The sequence below is a fragment of the Halomonas sp. HP20-15 genome, assembly GCF_033446685.1.
Taxonomy (GTDB): Bacteria; Pseudomonadota; Gammaproteobacteria; order Pseudomonadales; family Halomonadaceae; genus Modicisalibacter.
In genome coordinates this window covers 1-20,209 of sequence record NZ_JAWQLY010000006.1, presented here as the reverse complement: position 1 = coordinate 20,209, position 20,209 = coordinate 1, and the positions used below count along the sequence as shown (strand labels likewise).

At 65.9% G+C, this 20,209-nt stretch carries 13 protein-coding genes and 3 tRNA genes; 9 read left to right on the top strand and 7 right to left on the bottom strand.

What is annotated here, in order from left to right; translation table 11 throughout:
- Positions 1-42: 42 nt before the first annotated feature.
- The 6 genes from bcsC to bcsR are packed head-to-tail and all read right to left on the bottom strand — an operon-like array spanning position 43 to position 10,411.
- Complete coding sequence (bcsC, locus tag R6258_RS09415) at positions 43-3,555, bottom strand: cellulose synthase complex outer membrane protein BcsC (RefSeq protein WP_318449492.1); 3,513 nt, start codon at positions 3,553-3,555, stop codon at positions 43-45.
- Positions 3,552-4,658, bottom strand: a complete 1,107-nt coding sequence (bcsZ, locus tag R6258_RS09410; protein WP_318449490.1) for a cellulose synthase complex periplasmic endoglucanase BcsZ — start codon at positions 4,656-4,658, stop codon at positions 3,552-3,554. Before bcsZ ends, bcsC begins: the two co-directional genes overlap by 4 nt.
- A gap of 2 nt (positions 4,659-4,660) precedes the next feature.
- Complete coding sequence (gene bcsB, locus R6258_RS09405; RefSeq protein WP_318449488.1) at positions 4,661-6,898, bottom strand: cellulose biosynthesis cyclic di-GMP-binding regulatory protein BcsB; 2,238 nt, start codon at positions 6,896-6,898, stop codon at positions 4,661-4,663.
- A 32-nt stretch (positions 6,899-6,930) separates the two neighbouring features.
- Entirely contained in the window at positions 6,931-9,489 is a 2,559-nt protein-coding gene (bcsA, locus tag R6258_RS09400) for a UDP-forming cellulose synthase catalytic subunit (protein WP_318449486.1), read from the bottom strand.
- Positions 9,486-10,202 (bottom strand): cellulose biosynthesis protein BcsQ, encoded by a 717-nt coding sequence (gene bcsQ / locus R6258_RS09395; protein WP_318449945.1) that lies wholly within the window; start codon positions 10,200-10,202, stop codon positions 9,486-9,488. Before bcsQ ends, bcsA begins: the two co-directional genes overlap by 4 nt.
- A gap of 5 nt (positions 10,203-10,207) precedes the next feature.
- A complete protein-coding gene (gene bcsR / locus R6258_RS09390; RefSeq protein WP_318449484.1) occupies positions 10,208-10,411 on the bottom strand; it encodes a cellulose biosynthesis protein BcsR in 204 nt (67 codons plus the stop codon).
- Between the two features lie 217 nt (positions 10,412-10,628).
- On the opposite strand from bcsR, the gene bcsE reads away from it, so the two are divergent.
- From bcsE to R6258_RS09375, 3 genes are all read left to right on the top strand, one after another.
- Positions 10,629-12,233, top strand: coding sequence for a cellulose biosynthesis protein BcsE (gene bcsE / locus R6258_RS09385; RefSeq protein ID WP_318449482.1), 1,605 nt, complete (start codon positions 10,629-10,631; stop codon positions 12,231-12,233).
- Positions 12,234-12,399: 166 nt separating this feature from the next.
- Positions 12,400-14,052, top strand: coding sequence for a cellulose biosynthesis protein BcsG (gene bcsG / locus R6258_RS09380; RefSeq protein ID WP_318449480.1), 1,653 nt, complete (start codon positions 12,400-12,402; stop codon positions 14,050-14,052).
- A gap of 65 nt (positions 14,053-14,117) precedes the next feature.
- Entirely contained in the window at positions 14,118-16,052 is a 1,935-nt protein-coding gene (locus tag R6258_RS09375; RefSeq protein WP_318449478.1) for a DEAD/DEAH box helicase, read from the top strand.
- Positions 16,053-16,122: 70 nt separating this feature from the next.
- On the opposite strand, the gene R6258_RS09370 is transcribed toward R6258_RS09375, so the two are convergent.
- The gene (locus R6258_RS09370) at positions 16,123-16,950 is read right to left on the bottom strand and encodes a lipid-binding SYLF domain-containing protein (protein ID WP_318449476.1); all 828 of its coding nucleotides are present in this window, start codon (positions 16,948-16,950) and stop codon (positions 16,123-16,125) included.
- 248 nt (positions 16,951-17,198) lie between these two features.
- Here R6258_RS09370 and R6258_RS09365 point away from each other — a divergent pair, with 248 nt between their 5' ends.
- The 6 genes from R6258_RS09365 to R6258_RS09340 all read left to right on the top strand — a co-directional run bounded on the left by R6258_RS09365 (position 17,199) and on the right by R6258_RS09340 (position 20,207).
- Positions 17,199-18,050, top strand: coding sequence for a ScpA family protein (locus R6258_RS09365; RefSeq protein ID WP_318449944.1), 852 nt, complete (start codon positions 17,199-17,201; stop codon positions 18,048-18,050).
- A 17-nt stretch (positions 18,051-18,067) separates the two neighbouring features.
- A complete protein-coding gene (gene scpB / locus R6258_RS09360) occupies positions 18,068-18,976 on the top strand; it encodes an SMC-Scp complex subunit ScpB (protein ID WP_318449942.1) in 909 nt (302 codons plus the stop codon).
- On the top strand, positions 18,973-19,857 hold the full coding sequence (rluB, locus tag R6258_RS09355) for a 23S rRNA pseudouridine(2605) synthase RluB (protein WP_318449474.1): 885 nt from the start codon (positions 18,973-18,975) through the stop codon (positions 19,855-19,857). The genes scpB and rluB overlap by 4 nt, the downstream gene beginning before the upstream one ends.
- A 70-nt stretch (positions 19,858-19,927) precedes the next feature.
- A tRNA-Lys gene (locus tag R6258_RS09350) sits at positions 19,928-20,003 on the top strand.
- A gap of 20 nt (positions 20,004-20,023) precedes the next feature.
- A tRNA-Lys gene (locus tag R6258_RS09345) sits at positions 20,024-20,099 on the top strand.
- 35 nt (positions 20,100-20,134) lie between these two features.
- Positions 20,135-20,207: transfer RNA gene (locus R6258_RS09340), tRNA-Lys, on the top strand.
- The last annotated feature ends 2 nt before the right edge of the window (positions 20,208-20,209 follow it).

Below are 20,209 nucleotides of genomic sequence, written 5' to 3'. Positions count from 1 at the left end.
GATCGCGGCAATCTACGGTCATGGCCTTGACGACTAGCGTGGCTAGTCGAAGTCGGCATAGGGCTCGAGGGTCTCGGGCGGCATCGCCAGATCGCCCTGCCAGGCGCCGAACGTGTAGCGCAGCGACAGGTTGAAGCCGTTGGGCGCGTAGTCCTCGGCCTGCTGCAAATTGACGGCGAGCCCGGCGATCCAGTGATCGGCGAGGCGCCGCTCGACGCGCCCGCCCAGCGAGAAGCCGAAGCCGCCACCGCTGCCGCCGCTGCGGGTGGCGGTGGCGTCGGGCAGCCCGGCGATGGCGTCGCCGCCCAGCGGGTAGCGTGCGCTGGCGTCGCTGTCGGTCCACGACTGCGAGATCGCGGCGTCGAGCTGCCACGACCAGTCGCCGGTACGCTGGGTGTAGCTCACCGGCAGCGACAGCGAGGCGTAGCGTTGCGGGCTGTAGTAGCCCCCTTGGCCCAGCGAGTAGCCGCCGAGCTCACGGCTGTAGTGCATCATCAGAGTGCTGAGACCCACGCTGAGGCGCCGATGTTCTTCGTTGATCAGCTTGTGGTAGACCCCGCCCATCAGCTGTACCCGGGTATTGTCGGGAACGCGCTCGCCGGCGAGGTGATGCACGCCGAAGTTCGACCACACGCCGTTGGGCCCGCCCTGGTCGTAGCCCAGCCCCAGCGACGCGCCGGTGGCGCGGATGCCGCCCCATGTAGTCCCGCTGCGCGGATCCTCGGCACCGGCGAAGGCCAGCAACGAGTCGTCGAGTGGGCGCCGCGACAGCGTGGCGGTCAGCCACAATGGTCCGGCGTCCCCCGAATACTGCAGCCCGCCGACCCAGTCCTCGACCGCGAAGCCCAAGGGCGTGGTGCCGATGTCCATCCGCCAGGTCTCGTCGTACCAGCCCAGCGCCACGCTGACGCCACGATCCCGCTGGGGGCCGCCGACCTCGCAACCCACCACCGCGCAGGTGCCGAAGGTCTCGCGGCTCAGGCCGTCGGCGTCGCGATCAAGCCGCCCGGCGTCGAGGGCGACCCGGTCGAGGCGCAGGAAGCCGCGGCCCGCGCCGAACGGGGTGTCGACTTCGAGCATGTCGGTGGTCGTGGTCAGCGACGAGACGCCGTCGGTGCCGTCGTCGTTGGCCACCTGATGCGCCGCACGGATCCGGGTATCGCGCTTCTGGTAGAGCGCCGCGGCCTCGCGGCGCAGGCTGCTGGCCAGCCAATCGTCGCCCTCGTGACGGCGCATCGCGCGGGTGAAGTCGCCATCGTCGACAAGCGATTCGTTATTGCCCAGGCCACCGGCGACCATGCCGCGCCGGTAGCGGGAAAGCGCTGCAGCGGGGGCGTCATTGGCGCTGGCGATGCGCGCGGCGTCGCGCCAGTAAAGAGCGTCTCCGGTAGCGGCCTCGCTGGTCGCCGGGTCGGCGATCAGCGCCTCGGCGCGTGACGGCTCGCCCAACGATGCCCAGGCATTGGCGGCACGGCGGCGTTCGTTGATGGCACCGGGGGGCAGTTCCAGGTGGGAAAGCAAGGATCGTGCGCGATCTTCACCGCCAGTGGCGAGGGTGGCTTCGATCAGCCCCAGCCGAGCTTGGAGATTATCCGGGTCCTGTGTCAGCGCGTGCTCATAGTGCCGCTCGGCGACGTACGGGTCGCCATCGATCACTGCCCAATCGCCAAGCTGCAGACTAAAATCGACATCCGCCGGCTGGGTCTCGAGCAGGGCCCGCGCCGCCACCGGGTCGCCACTGGCACGCAGCGTCGAGGCTCGCGCCAGCAACTGGCGGCGCTCGAGACGCGCGGCAAGCGCACGCATGTCGGTATCACGCCGGGCGTCGGGGATGCGCGCGAGGCTTTCGAGCGCGGCATCGTCGCGGTCGTCGCTGGCGAGATACAGCGCCTGGGCGTATTGGCCTTGGGCGCGTGTCGCGGGATCGTCGAGACGTCCCAGCAGGTCGGCGAAGGAGGCGTCGGCCTGTGGTCGGCGACCATCCTGGCGCAATGCCTGGGCCAGCGAGTAGGTCAGCCAGACGTCTGCGGGTGACAGCTCTCGGGCCTCGGCGTAGCGCTCGGCGGCCTGCGACCATTGCTGTGCTTCGGCCAAGCGCTGGCCTGCGGCGCTCAGTTGGGCTACGCGCAGTTGGCGGCTCGTGTCGTCGAGCGCGTGTTGCTGAACGGGGGGAAGCGAGGCGATGAAATCCAGCGCGCGTTGAGGCGATTGCTTGGCATAAAGCTCGGCCAGCCGCGATAACGCCCGGCCATCGTCGCTGGAAACGCGCCGTGCCCGTTGGTAGGCCTGTTCAGCGGAGAGAGTATCGCCGCGGCGCCGAGCTATATCACCGAGACCCAGCCAGGCATCGGGCGAGCCAGGCTGCAGTCGGCTGGCCCGACGATAGGCTTGTTCGGCGCGTTGTGGGTGATCCCCGGCCAGAGCCGCGTCACCACGGCTGATGTCGAGCCAATAATGGGCGGTATCGATCAAGACTTGCCACTTGTCGCCGCTGAAACCGCTGGTGTCGTTGGTCTGTGCGCGCTGGAACAGGGCCAACGCCTGGGCATGTCGGCCCTGGCGCAGGCGGATGACACCCAGTGCGCCTAGCAGGTCGATATCGTCGGGGTAAGCGGTCAGCGCACGCTGTATATCGGCCTCGCCGGAGGTGCCGCGCTGTGCTTCGAAGCGTGCCAGGCCGCGCTGACGGGCCTGGTAACCGGGATCTTCGAGTAGCTGACGCTGGCGGGCCAGGATCTGGCGCGCCTCACCGGCATAATCGGTATCGCTGAAACTGGCGAGGAGGCGTTGCCAGGCGGCCACATTGGCCGCGCTCGCCGGCCTGCCGCGCAATGCATCCAGCCACATGCGGGCGCTCGTCTGGCGCGTCCCTGGCAGCCTGGCGAGGCTTTCGAGGCGCGTGAAGGCGGCATCGTCGTGGCCGGCGTCGAGCAACAGCCGTGCCAGGGTAAAGCCCAGCTCCGGACTTTGCGGATAGCGCTCGTCGAGTTTCTCGAGTTGCTGAATCGCCCGTGATTCACCATCGGGCAGTCGGGCGACGAGTTCCCAGTACTCGAGAGCCAGGGGCAGTGTCGGCAGGCCGTCGGCGAGCAGTTCGTCATAGGCCTGCTTGGCCTGCTCGATCCGGCCGGTAGCGGCCAGCAGCCGCGCCCGGCTCAGTGCTTGGCGCCGATCGGGGCGGCTCAGCGACAGATTGAGCAGGGCCATGCGGTAGGCACGAGTATCGGGCGCTACCTCGGCTAGGCGCTCGACCAGGTCGCTGGCTCGTTGCCGCTCGTCATTGCGTAGCGCACGTCGTACCCGGGCCTCGAGTACCTCCGGGGCGTCGGGAGCGATAGCGTCGAGCTTGTCGAGTGCCTCGTCGACCAGCGATTCGTCGTGACGGGCCTCGCCGAGGCGCACCCGCTGCAATAGCCAGTCGCTTGGCGAGATGGCCTGGGTGGCCGCAGACGTCGGCGGCGCCGTGTCGGTCGCCGGGGCGGCGAGCGCCGGCAGCGTCACGCCGGCCAGTAGCAGGCAGACAGGCAACCATCCGCAGCGATGCCTGGGGCTCATGGCGACCTCCATGCCGGTTGCAACCGACCATCGGCGGCGAATCGATAGCGTCCCTCGTCCCAGCCGCGCCCGAATAGCGTCAGGATCTGTGCGTAATAGGCGTCGTCTGCCGGTGGGGCGGCGGCGAGCCGGCGCCGTTGGGTGACGGCAAGCGCAGCGTCCCCGCCCGGCGTGGCGGCGAGAAAGGGCAGCATCGCGGCAGAGAACCCGCTGTTGCCGAGCCCCTGGTGCGCTCCGCTGTTTGTGTCGACGTATTCCGGGGGGGCGCCAAGTTTGGCGATCAGTTCACGCATCGGTGCGAAGTGGGCGAGCAGCGCCTCGCGATCGGCGGCCTCGTCGGCGAGCATGCCCAGCCACAGGTAGACGCGGATCGCATCGTAGTCGCCCTGACTGCCGTGCTCGGGGTCGGGCCGCCAGCCCTCGTTAGCCTGCCAGGCGGCCCAGTCCGGGGCCAGGCCGAGCGGGGCGGTGCCGATCAGTAGCCGCGGTACCCGGGCGGCGAGCTCAGGCCAGGGCGGGCCCAGCTCGCTGAGCCTGGCGAACAGCTGCGGCGGCAGGTAGCTGGGGTTGACCCGCCACTGACCGTCGCCGGCGAATCCGCTGCGTCCGGGCAATAGCACCGGGCCGAAGCCGGGCAGGGTGGCGACTTCCTCGTCGATGATGCGCGCGGCCAGGCGGGTGCCGAGCACGCGATAGTCGCGACGCTGCCACAGACGCCCGGCCTCGAGCAGCGTATAGGCAAGCCACAAATCGGCATCGGCGGCACTGTTGGCGTCCAGCACGCCCCAGCCTTCGTCTGCATCGCCCCCCCATAGCCAGGCGGGCAGGCTGGCGCCCAGGTCGCCCTTGGCGAGATTGTTCTGGGTCCAATCGAGCAGCTGCTGGAAGGTGTCGCGGTCGTCGGCGACCAGGGCGAAGAACAACGCGTAGCCCTGCCCCTCGGAGGTGGTGATATGGCGCGAGTCGGAGTGATCGATGACACGCCCGTCATCACTGATCAGGGTATTGCGGAAATGCGCCCAAGACGGCCAGCGGGCTTCCTCGGCGCCGACGACGCCGACGAAGCTCGCGGCCAGGAGCAGCATCAGTCCGGCACGCAACATGCTCACGCCTCGTCGTCGCTCAGCCGCTTCGCGCCGAGACGGCGCAGGATGCGCCACAGCAGGAAGGCGACGACCAGGACCGCGAATCCGGCCATGGCGGCGATCAACCAGGGGTGGCGCGAGAGGTGATACCACAGCCAGGTCATCCACGGCAGATGGCCCACGTAGTAGCGCTCGCCGACGGTGTTGCTGGTGATGCCACTGTCGCGGATTACTGCCACCGAGCCGCTGATCTGGTCGAGAGCCGACGGCTTGGCCAGGGTACGGTTGAGCAGGCGCTGATCGGCAGGCCCGGCGGTGAGCAGGGCGACCACGCTGCGCTGATCGAAGAACGGCGACTGCATCTCGAGCACGGCGGCAAGCGGCCCATGGGCGCTGATCGTCACCGAGCGGTCGGCGGGTACCGGGGCGCCATCGAGCGGATCGTGTCGCGCCGCGACCTCGGCGTCGCGACTTGCCAGGCGCAGACGGCTGCGTGCATCAGGCCCCAGGGCCATCACCGGCGGGCGCTCGCTCAGCGATTCGGGTAGCGAGCCGAAGGCGAGGATATCGGCATCGACCTCGCGAACCTGCTGCCAGTCGTCGGTCAGACTCACGGCGACGCCGGGGTAGCCGGTCTGGGCCCCGATTCGACCGAGCGTGTCGAATAGCGAGGAGAGCTGTTCAGCGGACGGTGAGCTCGGCATCACCACCAGCGTCTGCGACAGGTCGGCGAGACGGCTGAACGGGAAGCCCGCGGTGGCGAAGGTGCGCAATGCCGGCATCGCCAGGTAGTGAGGGTATCCGGAGAAATCGAGGGTCGAGGCCTCGTCGATGGCGGCGCGGTTGGGTACCTGGGTGACGGTGATGCACTTGTCGGGTTCGGCGCCGCCGACGCGATTGGCGTAATTGAAGTCGAAGCTCAAGCGATTGGCAGCGCCCAGCCGCAGCGCCGGGATGGCAATCTTTCCGCCTGCGCCGAGCCAGTCCTGGAGTACCGGTACCTCGAGGCCGCTCGGATCACCGCTGCCTTCCTGGCTGAGCGGGAAGGAACGCAGGAATTCGCCGTTTATGGCGATGTCGAGTCGCGAGCCCTTTTCGGTGGCTGGCGGGGTATAGCGATAGCCGAGATCGAGATCGATCAGGTCGTTCTCCCAGACGAACAGGTCGGGCGGAACCCGCAGGTTGACGTCGATCGTGTCCAGTTTCCCGCCTTCGATCTGCAACTGATCGGGATATTCGACCAGCTCGTCGAAGGACACCGGGCGGTCGGTGGGCACCCATTTCGGGGCATCGTAAGGCCGGCGGGGCTCGAGCGTATCGATCGCCTCGATACGTGCACTCTGGCCGTGCAGCAGCACGTCACCCAGCGCCAGGGCGCGGGCCGCCTCGAGCAGGTCTTCGTTGTCGCGGCCAAGGACCAACAGCAGCTTGACGTAGGGCGTGTCGGGGTGGCTGATGATCTCGACTGTCGGGCCGTCGACCGGCGGATAGTTGGCGAGGAAGGCCGGCCGGGCTTCGTTGGTGGCCAGTACTACGGCGTGCTGGCGCGGCGGCTGGTCGAAGGTCACCGGGAAATGCTGGCCACGCCAGTCGGCGAGGCTGCCGAACCACGAGGCGACGATGCCACCGGCACGCTGCATTGCCAGGTCGGGCGATTCGGGCAGCACGATCGGCAGGTCGAGGACATCGTCGTCGCGGGAGTCGAAGAACGGCCCGGGCAGACGTGCCAGCGAGTTGGCCAGAGGCAGAGCCTGTTCGGTGAGTTCGAGGTGGCTATCGTTGCCGATGTCGAGCCAGATGCTGGTATGCACCGGGTTCTCGCAGATGTCCTTGTAATGGCCGATCAGTGACAGCTCGAGCCGGTTGTAGTCGCGAATCAGGCGCGGGTCGAGCGAAACTTCGGCATGCTGTGGCTTGCCGCGATCCGGCTCGAGGCTGACCACACCGACCACTTCGTCGTTGAGATAGACCTTGAGCTGAGAGACATCGTCGAGCAGGGCCGGCGATGGCGTGTAATGCAGATCGAGCAAGGCGCGGGTGACCAGACGGTCGTCGCGAACCCCGAAGTCGATGCGCTGCGAGGGTACCAGGCCGGTCAGTTCTATGGGCGCCTGGGCCAGCCGGGTCAACGGCAGGGTACGGTGTTCGACCGGAGGTGCGTCGCCGGGTGTCGTCTCGGCGGTGGCCGCGAGACTATCTGCGACGCCGCCGAACAGCATGATCAACAGCGATAACGGCACGAGCCAGCGTATGCTCATCTAGGCATGATCCCTTGTAAGTCGATGAAGTCTCAGACCCGCTGCGCTTCGCGGCGCGGAGCGAAAGAGCCCAACCAGGCCAATGGTGCGTACAGCCGCCTCGGGGCATGCAGCAACAGGCGCCTGTAGCCTTCCATCCCGAGAGCCAGGATGTCGGCGAAACTCTGCATGGGGCGGTCTTCGGGAAAATTGTCTCGCCACAACGTCCAGGTGTCGGCCCGGGCGAAGGTGGCCTGTATGTAGTCGATGTGCTCAGGGAGCGTCATAGCCGCCAGCTCGAGGCCGGCGCGAGCACCGTTGACGTTGGTCACGCGGGCCTCGAAGGCTTGTTCGCGAGTCCCGAGATGCAACAGCAGCGACACCTTCTGGTCGATGGCCAGCAGCCCGGCGCGGGGCATGCTCAGGCCGACTCCCCCCTCGGCATAATCATGCAAGGTGCAGGGGTAGGCATGGCCGTCGGTGAGTTCGATGGCTGCGGGCAGGGCCACCTCGACGCGATGGCGGCGACGTACCTGACGCGCCTCGGCGGCGACGGCAACGGCGCCGCCGAGGATGATCAGGTTGTAGAGCGTCCAGGCCAGGCTGACGAGCACGGTGGGCACCTCGTCGAAGGGTCCCGCGTAGAGACGCCAGGCGGCTGCGACAACCCCGGCCAGGTTTAGGGCGATAAGCAGCAGATAGGGACGCGATATGGTCCAATCGAAGTAATTCTTGCCGATCAGGCCGCCCTTGGCGGTGACGTTGAACGTGCCCTTGCGCGGATTGAGCAATGCCGCTGTCGTCGGACGGGCGATGTACCAGGCGAGTACCGCCTCATAGACCTCGCTCCAGAAACTGTGTCGGTAGCGGCCCTGGATGCGCGAGTTGGTAATGCCGGAGTGCAGCATGTGCGGGATCACGTAAAGCAGGATGGCTACCGCCGGTGCATAAATGATGTAGGCGTGCAGCAGCAGAAAGGCCAGTGGTGCCGTGAGGAAGATCAGTCGAGGCACGCCGGCCAGGAAATGCAGCATGGCATTGAGGTAGCAAAGCCGCTGGGCCAGATTCAGGCCGGGGCCTGTGAGTGGATTGTCCAGGCGGAAGATCTGGGCCATGCCGCGCGCCCAGCGGATACGCTGGCCGATGTGCGCCGACAGGCTCTCGGTGGCCAGGCCCGCTGCCTGGGGCAGGCGCAGGTAGGCCGAAGTGAAGCCATGACGATGCAGACGCAGCGACGTATGAGCGTCCTCGGTGACGGTATCCACGGCGAAGCCGCCGATCGCTTCGAGCGCAGAGCGGCGCAGCACGGCGCACGATCCGCAGAAGAAGCTGGCATTCCATAGATCGTTGCCGTCCTGTACCAGACCATAGAACAGCGTGTTCTCGTTGGGCATGCGTCGAAAGCGGCCCAGGTTGCGCTCGAAAGGATCGGGCGAGAAGAAGTGGTGCGGCGTCTGGATCAGGCCCAGTCGAGAGTCCTTGAGAAACCAGCCCAGCGTCATCTGTAGAAACGAGCGCTGAGGGACGTGGTCGCAATCGAAGATTGCCACGAACTCGGCGTCGGTAACGGTCAGGGCATGGTTGAGGTTACCAGCCTTGGCGTGACGATTTTCGTCGCGGGTGATATAGCCGATACCCACCGAATCGGCAAATTCTCGGAATGCTGGGCGGCGCCCATCGTCGAGTAGATGGATGCGCAGTCTATCGTGGGGCCAGTCGATGCCCAGCGCGGCGAGCACGGTGGGTCGGACCACATCCAGAGACTCATCGTAGGTGGGGATCATCAGATCGACGAGCGGCCATCGGGTAGTATCGTCGGGCAGGGCGACCGGCGGCCGATTAAGCGGCCAGAGAGTCTGGAGATAGCCGAGCAACAAGACCAGCCAAGTGTAGGTTTCCGCGCCGAGCAACAGCAGGCCGCAGGTGACGTCGAGCGGGTCGTTCCAGTTGAGTGTCGAGGTGTAGCGCCACCACAGGTAACGGCACGACACTGTTACCGACAGCACGATCAGGGTCAGTGTCGCCAAGCGTCCGGGCAAGCGCTGCACCAACAAGGCGACAGCCGCCAGGAGCATCACGAAGATCGCCTGAGCGCCCAGCGAGAAAGGCTGGGTGATTACCAGCGTCATCATCAGGCCGGCCAGCATGCCCATGGCCCATAGCGGCCAGGTGGTGCGGGTGGCGACTTGTTCAGTCCCTGAGGAAGCGTCCAGCCGGCTTGCCAGATCGGCGATGCGTCGCCGCCATTCAGGCAGGTGCGGCGACGAGGATCGAGAGGATGTCCTGTCGCAGCGCGGCGCGGAGTCCCGGTCGCCGACGCTCGGCCCCGGCCTCCGGGGTTTCCACAGTATCAGCCACAGCGCCTGGATCAGGTAGCGCAACGGATCGGCGATTCCTGGCCGGCGGTTCCGAAGACGGTGAAAGACTGGCGCAAGGCGCCGTGAGAGTCGTTGCCAGGCCGGTCTCTCGAGGCGCAGCAGCGTCCAGCCCAGCAGCCAAACCGTACAGTAGACGAGGGCGGTGATGGGGCCGGCACGCCGCCGGTGGCGCAGGTCGCGGTAATGGCGTCGCATGCCTTGCAAAAGGTGTGGCTTGAAAAGCAGCGAAGTCATGATGCCGTTCCACGTGTCTGCAGCCAGGCGGCCAGGCGCTGGACATCGCGCGATGCCAGGCTGTCGCTGCGATGACCGAGCACGCTGCGCTTGTGGGCCAGCGCCTCGAACATCGCCTCGTCCTGGTGGATCGAACAGGGCACTAGCCAGTCGGCGTGCCGGCGCTGCCAGACGGCCAGTAGATCGTTCTGCAACAGGCTGCGCGGTGAGAATCGGTTGATGAGCAGATACTCGTCGACACCGATCGGGTGCTTCGCTAGCAGGGCATGGCAGGCAGCATCGGCATTGACCACCGTCAGCCAGAGTGACGCCAGGTTGCGCATCTGGCGAGGAAGTGCCGAATGGTTTGGAATGTCGATCAGGATCCAGTCATAGCGTTGCGGGTCCAACTGGGCCAGGCGTTGAGACCAGACATGAGCTACCTCTCGCCAATCAGGCTCGAGGGGTTCGGCGATACCCTCCTCACATCCGTAGGGCAGAAATGTCAGCCGATCGCCGAGACTGAAGGCCATTTCATGCCACGCTGCATCCGCTCTCTCGGCGACTGCCCAACCGCTATCGTCCTGCCAGGGATGGTTGAAATGCAGGCGTAACTGATTGCGTGGATCGAGGTCGATACACAGCACATTGTGCCCCGCCCGGGTGAGCGACTCGGCCAGGGCGGCGAGTAGTGACGTCGTGCCCGTGCCACCGCGCAGCCCCTGCAGCGCCATTACCCTCAAGCGGTGGTCTCCGCCGGTGAACCGGCGAGTTCTCGCAACAACGGCCAGCGCTCGAGGTCGGCGGCAAGGCGTTCCTGCTGATGGATATTGCGGTAAGGGAAATCGCCGAGCCCGGCGTTGTCTACCAGGGCGCGAATATCATCGTCTGGCTTGGACTGTGCTGGGGGCAGGCGCGGGGCGATGAGATCCTGAAGCGACATGATGAGTATACCTTGTCCGCTATTGCTGAGGGCTTTCAGTCGAAGGCGAGCCTGTTTTGGGGGCTGCCTTTGGGACTTCTCTTGGACTAACTTCCTTATTGTGGATGTACTTCCGATTGTATAATGAGTAGAAAATACTAGTTTTTCTTGCATAAAAATACTTATTTGTCACTATTCGGTCACGAAATGTTATCTCAATAAAATCCAGGCGGACGCAATGATCGAGCCAACGACGGCACAACGGCAGCATTTCTCGCTAGCCGTCGAGGGTCTTTGGGCGGAGCTTTCGGCACTACGGTGTCCCGGGCAGTACATTGTGCTCGCCGACCGCGAACCCCATCTGCGGCGTCTTGCTGCAGGTCTGTTGGTCGGCCTCGAGGCTGACGCCCTCGCCGACTGGATCGTCATGGGCGGCGAAGACGAACGACAGCCTCCAGGACTGGAGGATCCCCAGCGTGGTCCGGGCCGTATGACGCTATGGTCGCTAGGTGACAAGGCGCCAAGAGCTGCGCTCGAGGCCCTGCCCGATGAGCTCGATCGCGCACGTCGATGGCGCCGGCGGCAAGACCCGCGGCTGGTCCTGATCAAGCTACCTGCAACGGCGCTCGAGACGCTACCGGAAACGGCCCTGGCAGCATGGCTGCGGCGTTGGCAGCACTGGTGTCGAAAACGCGAGGCCTGCTTGGTGCTGCTCGTGCACGGGTCGCGAAGCTTGTCGTTGCGCGGTCGTCTGCAGCCGCACAATGATGTGCTCGACGGTCTGGCGCATCTACAGCCGGTGGGCGAGACGGGACGCTATCTGGTAATGCACTGGCGCAGTGACTTGCGTGCCTGTGGCAGTCACGACATGAGTCTTTCGAAGCTGGGCGACGGCTGGCAGTTGTTGCACGCGGTCGAACAGGAGGCCGCTGGCGGTGGCGATGAACATCGCTATTACGTGCAACGTGCAGCACTCGAAGAGGCCACGCTGCCCGGCGAGCACTGGCGGGTCTTCGACGATCCCAACGAGGTGGTCGTCCAGGCGGCCGACGCTCAGGCGGCAACGATCATCCTGGCGCTGGAGCACGCCGATCGGATTGAGGCGGTGGCAGGCATGATGCATGGGTTGCGCCTGCAGTGCGGCGATGCCATCAAGCTGGTGGTACGAGAGATGATGCCTTGCTTGCGCTATCGCGACGAGCGTCTGATGGCCCTGAGCGGCGTCAATCTGGTGGTGGGAAACAGTGTGTCGTTCGCCCGTTTCCTTAGCCGTGTCGAGGGCATTCAGGGGCAGCGATTCATGCGTGGCATCGATCCCGACTTCGCTGCGGTGACCGCGTCGCTGCGCCCACTGCCATCCAGCGGTGTGGTGTCGCCGGCGGCGTTCATCGAGCAGATCGCGGATTGGTTGGCGGGCGATTCGGCCGAGGCGGTGTCGAGCCTACTGGTCGTGCTGCGACCGGCCGGTGGCTTGTCGGCGTCCCAGGCGCTGGCTCAGTGCCGGCTCACGCGGCAAGGCGACATGGCCACCCTCATCGAGTCGCGCCTTTATCTGTTTCTGTTCGGCTGCCGTCTGACCGATCTCGACATCGCCCTGACGCGACTCTTCGGGGTTGCCGACAGCGCGCTGTTTTCGAGCCGGCAGGTCTTCGATCGACGTGAAACCATCGCCTTGGAGCGGCATCAGTTGGTCGTTTATGGCTGGGATTCGCAGAGCCAGGCACCAGTGGCAGGCGCCGACGACATTCACGCGGCAGCCTATGCAGTGCCGCCGGGGGCGGCTCCGATAGCACCGCGTCCGGTGTCTCTGGCGCTGACGACGCATGCGGAGGAAGCGCCATGAATCAGGACTTGGCAGCACTGCTTGGGCTGTTGGTGGGCCTGCTTGCGGGGCTGGGGGGGCGATCGGTATGGCATTGGGGGCGGCGCATCCTCGATCGGCGGCCGCGTTATCTGGTTCGTCTCGGCGTGCGTCGACGTCGGGCGGTGAGCAAGGGCATATCTGACCAATGAATCGCATCGAAACCTCGCGGCTCGAGTCGCCGGGGCGCGTTGGCACATGGCGTGGGTTGGGACTGTGGAACCTGTACTTCATCGTCAAGCTGGCGCTGTACTGGCGTGGGGCGATCGACTTCGATGCCCTGGCCAACCTGGTGTTCGCGGCGTTTCTGCTGGTGCCGCTGCCGCCGCTCTGGTTGCATCGGCTGCGTCATGTCGCTGCCATTCCCGTCGGCGTGGTGCTGTTCTATCACGACGCCTGGTTGCCGCCCTTCGAGCGGCTGCTGGCGCAATCGTCGCAGGTCGGTGCCATGAGTCCGGTTTACCTGCTCGATCTCGCCGGTCGCATCGTCAATTGGGAATGGCTGGGCGTATTGTTCGTGCTGGCGGTGGGCTATGGCTTCATCGCGCCGTGGATTCGTGTCAGCGTGCCGGTGGTGTTGGGGCTGGTCTGGCTGGCTGTGGCGCCGCTGCTGCCGGTGGCCGGGCCCGTGCCTCAGGAGTCGGCGCTGGCGGCCTTGCCGAGCGCGCCGAGTCGTGGGCTGGCCGATGTGGTGCAGGCCGACGAGCCGGCCCCGGCGCCGACCGAGGAGGCCAGCGATGCGGTGCTCGACCGCCGGCTCGAGGCGTTCTACGCCGCCGAGCGTCAGCGACGCACTCAATTCGCCGCGAGGCCGGCCGGGGCGGCGCCCTTCGATCTGTTGGTGATCAACATCTGTTCGCTGTCCTGGGACGACATGGCGGTGGCCGGGCTTACCGATCATCCGTTGTTCGATTACCTGGACGCGGTGTTCGACAACTTCAATTCGGCGACCTCCTACAGCGGGCCGGCGGGCATCCGCCTGCTGCAGGCGAGCTGCGGACAGCGTCCTCACGGGGCGCTATATGGCGACGTGCCGCGCGAATGCCATCTGTTCGAGAATCTCGCCGAGCTGGGCTTTGCACAGAATCTGGTACTCAACCACGACGGGCAGTTCGACGGTTACCTCAAGGAACTGCAGCAGGAGGGCGGGCTCGACGTTCCCAAGCTGCCGATGAACGGTCTGGCGCCGGTGATGACCGCCTTCGACGATTCGCCGGTATATGCCGATGGCGCTACGCTGGAACGCTGGGCGGCGCAGGATACGGCCGGGGCGCCGAGCGCAACCTTCTACAATACGGTCTCGCTGCACGACGGCAACCGCTACGTCGGTCAGCGTGGCTTCGCCGATTATCGGCAGCGCCTGGTGACGCTATTCGACGACCTGCTGACCTTTTTGCAGCGGCTCGACCAAGAAGGGCGCCGGGTCGCGGTGCTGATCGTTCCCGAACACGGCGCGGCGCGGCGCGGCGACAAGATGCAGTTTCCCGGCATGCGCGAGATCCCCAATCCGACCATGACCCATGTGCCGGTGGGGCTCAAACTCACCGGCATGGCCCAGCCGCGCCAGGGCGAGCCGCTGCGGGTCAGCGAGCCGACCAGCTATCTGGCGGTTTCCGAGCTGGTCTCGCGGCTGGTGGCGAGCGATATGTTCGGTGCCGAACGGGTCGACTGGCCCGGTCTGCTGAGCGGCCTGCCGAGCACCGCGCCGGTCTCGGAGAACGAGGCGGTGGTGGTGATGCCCTATCAGGGGGTGCCGTATGTCCGCCTCAAGGGCGATGGCTGGATGCCCTATCCGCAATAAGCGGCCGGGTTGGGTTAGTCCCGCGGCGCGCCTAGAATGGCGCGTCGCCCCAATCGCAGGATGCCATGACTAGCCGCGCCGCCCTCGAGCTTCACGATCCGGCCCCGGCCGCGCCGCCGACGCTGCGCCCCTACCAGGGGCAAGCGGTGGCGCGGGTGGTCGAGCACTTTCGCGCCAGCGATGAGCCCGCCGTGGTGGTGCTGCCCACCGGCAGCGGCAAGTCGCTGGTGATCGCCGAGCTGGCGCGACTGGCCCGTGGCCGGGTGCTGGTGCTGGCGCACGTCCGCGAACTGGTCGAGCAGAACCACGCCAAGTACCAGGCCTACGGTCTCGAGGCGGACATCTTCAGCGCCGGGCTGGGGCGCAAGCAGGCCACACGCCAGGTGGTGTTCGGCTCGGTGCAATCGGTGGTGCGCAACCTCGATGCCTTCGCCGGCGCGGATGAGACCGCCGACACGGGCTTCACGTTGCTGGTGATCGACGAGTGCCACCGTGTCTCGCCCGCCGACGATGCCAGCTATCGCAAGGTCATCGATCGCCTGCGCCGCGCCAACCCGCGACTCAAGGTGCTGGGGCTGACCGCCACCCCGTACCGGCTGGGCCAGGGCTTCATCTACCATCGCCACCATCACGGCATGGTGCGCGGCGAGGCCGACTGCTTCTTCCAGGATTGCGTGTTCGAGCAGCCGCTGCGGCTGATGGTCAAGCAGGGCTATCTGGCGCCGCCTACGCGGGTCGATGCCAGCGTCGAGCGTTATGACTTCTCGCGGCTGATGCCGAGCAGCCGCGGGGTGTACGCCGAAGACGATCTTAACCGGGTGGTACGCGGTCATCGCGCCACGCCGGTGATCGTCGGCGAGATCATCGAGCGTGCCGTCGAGCGGCGCGGGGTGATGATCTTCGCCGCCACCGTGGCGCATGCCGAGGAGATCCTGGGTTACTTGCCCGCCGATCAGGCGGCGTTGATCACCGGCGCGACCGGCTCGCGCGAGCGCCAACGGTTGATCGACGACTTCAAGGCGCAGCGACTCAAGTACCTGGTCAACGTTGCGGTGCTCACCACCGGCTTCGACGCGCCGCACGTCGACCTGATCGCGATCCTGCGGCCCACCGAGTCGGTGGGGCTGTACCAGCAGATCGTCGGCCGCGGGCTGCGCCTGGCGCCCGGCAAGCAGGATTGCCTGATTCTCGATTACGCCGGCAATCCCTGGGACCTGTATGCCCCGGAGGTGGGCACGCCCAAGCCGGCCTCGGACAGCGAGCCGGTGCAGGTCGAGTGTCCGCAGTGCGGCCACGCCAACCTGTTCTGGGGCAAGCGCGACGGCGAGATCGTCATTGAACATTTCGGCCGGCGCTGCCAGGGGCTTGTTCCTTCTCATCGCGCCCGACCCCGCGCGGCTGTTCATCGCGCCCAATGCCGCGCGAAAAACGTAAATTCAGACTCCGACTATCGTGCCCCGAGCCGTGCGCAAGGCACAACGTCAAAACCAGCAGCGATGAAGCAGTGTGACTTTCGCTTTCGCTTCAAGACCTGCGAGCAGTGTGGCGCCGAGAACGACATCGCCGCGCGCAGCTGCCATGGTTGCGGCGAGCGGCTGGTCGACCCCGACGACAAGCTCAAGGATGCGCTGTGCCTGAAGGATGCGCGGGTATTGCGGGTCAGCGGCATGCAGCTAGCCGCCACCGCCAACGGCCGCGGGCTGCCGCGGCTCAAGGTGACCTACCACGACGAGGACGGTGCGACGCTGGACGAATGGTTCGCGCTGGAGACCCCGGCCCAGCGCGGGGCCTTCGCCGCTGCGTTCCTGCGCCGTCATCTGCGCGCGCCGGGCACGCCCTGGTGGCCGGCCTCGCCCGAGGCGGTGATCGCCGAGCGGGCGCGCCTCAAGGCTCCGGACTTCGTCATCGGCCGGCGCGTGGGGCGCCATTGGCAGGTCCGCGAGAAGCTGTTCGACTATGTCGGGCGCTACCGCAAGGCGGACAGCGCCGAAGAGATCTGACGTAAAACGGGCCGCTCAAGGCGGCCCGTCGCTGGAGTGGCAATGTCGGTAGATGTCGAGCGGAACGACGTTAGCCGTTGTTGCTCTGGCTGCCCTGCGGCTGGCTGCTTTGGTTGGATGTAAACTCGGCCAGCGCCCGGTTGAAGACCTGGACGTTCTCGGGAATCTGCGTGCTTTCGCTGAGCAGCTGCTGAGTGGTCACATTCTGACCGTAGATGTTGTGGTTGGCCTCGTCGTTGGCCTGGATGACGGTGCCTTCGATGTCGGCGCCGGCAAAAGCGCCGGTCTGGTCCATGCGGTAGGCGACGATCGGCGCCGGCTGGGTCGAGACTTTGGCATGCGCGCCGAGTTCACCCGCCGTGACGTCTACGTTGGCGCCGAACTTGAAGCTACCGTCGCTCAATTGCTTGACGGCGGACTTGTCGTTGAACAGTACGATCAGTTCCGTCGTCTTGGCACCGGCCTGGGCGCCTACGCTGCCGGAGCTGAGACCGAAGAACACCGGCGCCGAGCCATCCCAGCTACCCGAATCGTCACGGCAGCTGATGATACCGTCGCCATGGGCGCCGGCGAACACCAGGCCGACTTTCAGCACGGCCGGGAACACGCCGACGCACTGGACATTACTGAGTAGCTGCTGGGGAATCTGCTGGCTTTCGGTTTGCTGCATCTGGCCCTGGAGAATGCCCGCTGCATAATAGGCGGTCTTGGTGCTTTCCGCCTCGATGCCGCTGGCGCTCGCCGTGGCATTGTTGGTTTCGCTGACGCTCTGCTGGGCATCGCTCTGTTGCGAGTCTTGGGCATTCTGGTCGGTAGACCCGGCCCAAGCGGGGGCGGTACCGAGTGCGCCGGCAATGGCGAGGGTCAGGCTAAGGTTGCGAAAAGTGTGCGTTTGCATGGAAAACTCCTTTTTCCGATTGGCTGCAGAAGGGCCGATGGTTCGGCCCTGCCTTTTCAAAGGTAGTGAGCGGCTAGCTTGTCTTTCAAGCGAGGCGCAGCGCGATCCAGACACTCGACCGACACGCCGACAGTGTTCAAGCCGGTGGTCATTGGTAAACTGCCGCGTCAACGTTATTGCAGGTGAACACAAGGGTGGCGACGATCTCTCAGCAGGATGACTCCAGGGTCGACAGCCTGGGCGCGGTGATGGCGCTGGTCGCCGGCGAGCCGTTGCGTGAGTTGCCCGAGGATCTGTACATTCCTCCCGAGGCGCTGCGAGTGTTCCTCGAGACCTTCGAGGGGCCGCTCGACCTGCTGCTTTACCTTATCCGGCGCCAGAACCTGGATATCCTGGCCATCGACGTAGCGGCGATCACCCGCCAATACATCGAGTACGTCGAGCTGATGAAGGCGCTGGAGATCGACCTGGCCGGCGAGTATCTGCTGATGGCGGCGATGCTCGCCGAGATCAAGTCGCGAACCCTGCTGCCACGCCCGCCCAAGGGCGATGTCGAGGACGACGAGGAGGACCCGCGCGCCGAGCTGATCCGTCGGCTGCAGGAGTACGAACGCTTGAAGCTCGCGGCCGAAGGCCTCGACGAGCTGCCGCGCCTTGGCCGCGACTGGTTCGGCGCTCGTGCCGGATTGCCGCCGCTCGAGACCCGCGTCGTCCACCCCGAGGTAGGGCTCGACGAGCTGCTGCATGCGCTGTCGGGGATTCTCAAGCGCGCCGAGCTCAACCAGGCGCACACCATCAGCCGCGAGGTGCTCTCCACCCGCGAGCGCATGCTGATCATCATGGAGCGCCTCAACCACGAGGGCTTCACCTCCTTCGAGTCGCTGTTCAGCCTCGAAGAGGGCCGGGCGGGGGTCGTCGTGACGTTCATGGCGATTCTCGAGTTGGCCAAGGAGGCGATGATCGAGATCGTCCAGAATGCACCGCTGTCGCCGATCCACGTGCGCGCCCGCCAGCCCGTCGACACCGACGAGCACGCTGTGGTGGACGACGACGTAGCGAACGACGGCGGCGAGAGCGCCTTCGAAGAGGAGGCACCGTGACCCGGGAATCGAGCGGCATGACGGCCAATACGCGACTCGATGAAATCCTCGAGGCGGCGCTGCTGGCGGCCGGCGAACCGCTGTCGCTGGAACGCATCGAGGGGCTGTTCGACGATCACGAGCGCCCGGTCCGGCGCGACTTGCGCGATGCATTGGGCGAGCTGGGTGCGCGGCTGGAGGGCACCGCGCTGGAACTGATCGAGTCGGCCTCGGGCTATCACGTCCGTATCCGCCAGCGGCTGTCGCCGTGGGTCTCGCGGCTGTGGGACGAGCGCCCACAGCGTTATTCCCGGGCGCTGCTCGAGACGCTGGCACTGATCGCCTACCGTCAGCCGGTGACCCGTGGCGATATCGAGGAAGTGCGCGGCGTGGCGGTGAGCGGCTCGATCATGCGTACCCTCAGCGAGCGCGGCTGGATCCGCGTGGTCGGCCAGCGCGACGTGCCGGGGCGGCCGTCGGTATTCGCCACCACCCGTCAGTTCCTCGACGATTTCGGCCTCAAGACGCTCGATGCGCTGCCGCCGATGCACGAATTGCAGGGCATCGATCTCGGCGAGCCGAGCTACAATGAGTCCGAGTCGCGCGACGACGCCGAGATGACCGATGCGCCCATAGCGACAACCTCGGAGACACCCGCGGCCCCGGTGCCGCAAGAGACGACACAGGACGACCGGGCAGGGCACGACGCGACGGACGATATGTCGCGCTTTACGCCCCTCGAATCCACCACGACGGCCGGGATGGCCGACGACACCCACGCCGGGAAGGCGTCACGCCGGCCGGGACTGAGCTTCGCCGATCTCGAAGCACGCTTGGCCGAACGCGCCCGCCAACAACGGACCGCCGACACTGCCGAAGACAACGGCAACGACGACGAGCCGGGCGGCGCGGACCATTCAATCGATGAGACACACTCAGACTCATGAACAGTTCCAGCAACTCCAGTAACAACAGCAACACCGAAAAGCTCCAGAAAGTCCTCGCCCGCGCCGGGCTGGGTTCGCGCCGCGAGATGGAAGCCGCAATCAGCGACGGCCGGGTCAAGGTCAATGGCGAGGTGGCCAAGCTCGGCGATCGTATCGCAAGCCGCGACCGGGTGGCCTTCGATGACCGGCTGGTCACGCTGCGTGACGATGCCGAGGTGTCGCGTCGAGTGATCATGTACAACAAGCCCGAGGGCGAGCTGTGTACGCGCAAGGACCCCGAGGGCCGGCGCACCGTCTTCGAACGCCTGCCGCGGCTCAAGGGCGAGCGCTGGATCGCCATCGGCCGGCTCGACATCAACACCAGCGGCTTGCTGTTGTTCACCACCGACGGCGAACTGGCCAACCGGCTGATGCATCCCTCGACCCAGGTCGAACGTGAATACGCCGTGCGGGTGATGGGCCAGGTCAAGCGCGAGCATGTCGTGGCGATGGTCGAGGGAGTGATGCTCGAGGATGGTCCGGCGCGCTTTACCGACGTTCAGGAGTTCGGCGGCGAGGGCATCAACACCTGGTTCCACGTGGTGATCATGGAAGGCCGCAACCGCGAGGTGCGCCGGCTGTGGGAATCTCAGGGCCTGACGGTGAGCCGGCTCAAGCGCGTGCGCTACGGCAACATCTTCCTCGACAAGCGGGCCAAGGCCGGCGAGTGGACCGAGCTGACCCAGAGCGAGATCGACGACCTGTCCAGCGTCGCCGGCCTCACGCCGCGCAAGGTGCCGAGCCTGACTCCGGACGAGCAGAACCGCTGGAGCCGCGACAAGAACAAGCGCCGCCCGGTACGTGCGATGCGCAAGCCCAAGGACTCGCCGCGCTCGCGTTAAGCGCTGATTCGTCGACAAAAAGGTATTGCCAGAAAAGGGCGCCGCCGGTAATATGTGCGCCCTGTCGGGAGGGTCGTTAGCTCAGTTGGTAGAGCAGTTGGCTTTTAACCAATTGGTCGTAGGTTCGAATCCTACACGACCCACCATTCTCGACGGACCCGGCGGCGGGTCGTTAGCTCAGTTGGTAGAGCAGTTGGCTTTTAACCAATTGGTCGTAGGTTCGAATCCTACACGACCCACCACTCCGCCGAACGTTGCTCTTGCGAGGGCGCGTTGCGGGTCGTTAGCTCAGTTGGTAGAGCAGTTGGCTTTTAACCAATTGGTCGTAGGTTCGAATCCTACACGACCCACC

Bases quoted from the DNA above. Each gene is read 5' to 3' on its own strand.
- R6258_RS09370 (WP_318449476.1), bottom strand. From the start codon at position 16,950: ATGCAAACGCACACTTTTCGCAACCTTAGCCTGACCCTCGCCATTGCC.
- bcsZ (WP_318449490.1), bottom strand. From the start codon at position 4,658: ATGTTGCGTGCCGGACTGATGCTGCTCCTGGCCGCGAGCTTCGTCGGC.
- scpB (WP_318449942.1), top strand. From the start codon at position 18,068: ATGACGGCCAATACGCGACTCGATGAAATCCTCGAGGCGGCGCTGCTG.
- bcsR (WP_318449484.1), bottom strand. From the start codon at position 10,411: ATGTCGCTTCAGGATCTCATCGCCCCGCGCCTGCCCCCAGCACAGTCC.
- bcsA (WP_318449486.1), bottom strand. From the start codon at position 9,489: ATGACTTCGCTGCTTTTCAAGCCACACCTTTTGCAAGGCATGCGACGC.
- bcsG (WP_318449480.1), top strand. From the start codon at position 12,400: ATGAATCGCATCGAAACCTCGCGGCTCGAGTCGCCGGGGCGCGTTGGC.
- bcsQ (WP_318449945.1), bottom strand. From the start codon at position 10,202: ATGGCGCTGCAGGGGCTGCGCGGTGGCACGGGCACGACGTCACTACTC.
- R6258_RS09375 (WP_318449478.1), top strand. From the start codon at position 14,118: ATGACTAGCCGCGCCGCCCTCGAGCTTCACGATCCGGCCCCGGCCGCG.
- bcsB (WP_318449488.1), bottom strand. From the start codon at position 6,898: ATGAGCATACGCTGGCTCGTGCCGTTATCGCTGTTGATCATGCTGTTC.
- bcsC (WP_318449492.1), bottom strand. From the start codon at position 3,555: ATGAGCCCCAGGCATCGCTGCGGATGGTTGCCTGTCTGCCTGCTACTG.
- R6258_RS09365 (WP_318449944.1), top strand. From the start codon at position 17,199: ATGGCGCTGGTCGCCGGCGAGCCGTTGCGTGAGTTGCCCGAGGATCTG.
- bcsE (WP_318449482.1), top strand. From the start codon at position 10,629: ATGATCGAGCCAACGACGGCACAACGGCAGCATTTCTCGCTAGCCGTC.
- rluB (WP_318449474.1), top strand. From the start codon at position 18,973: ATGAACAGTTCCAGCAACTCCAGTAACAACAGCAACACCGAAAAGCTC.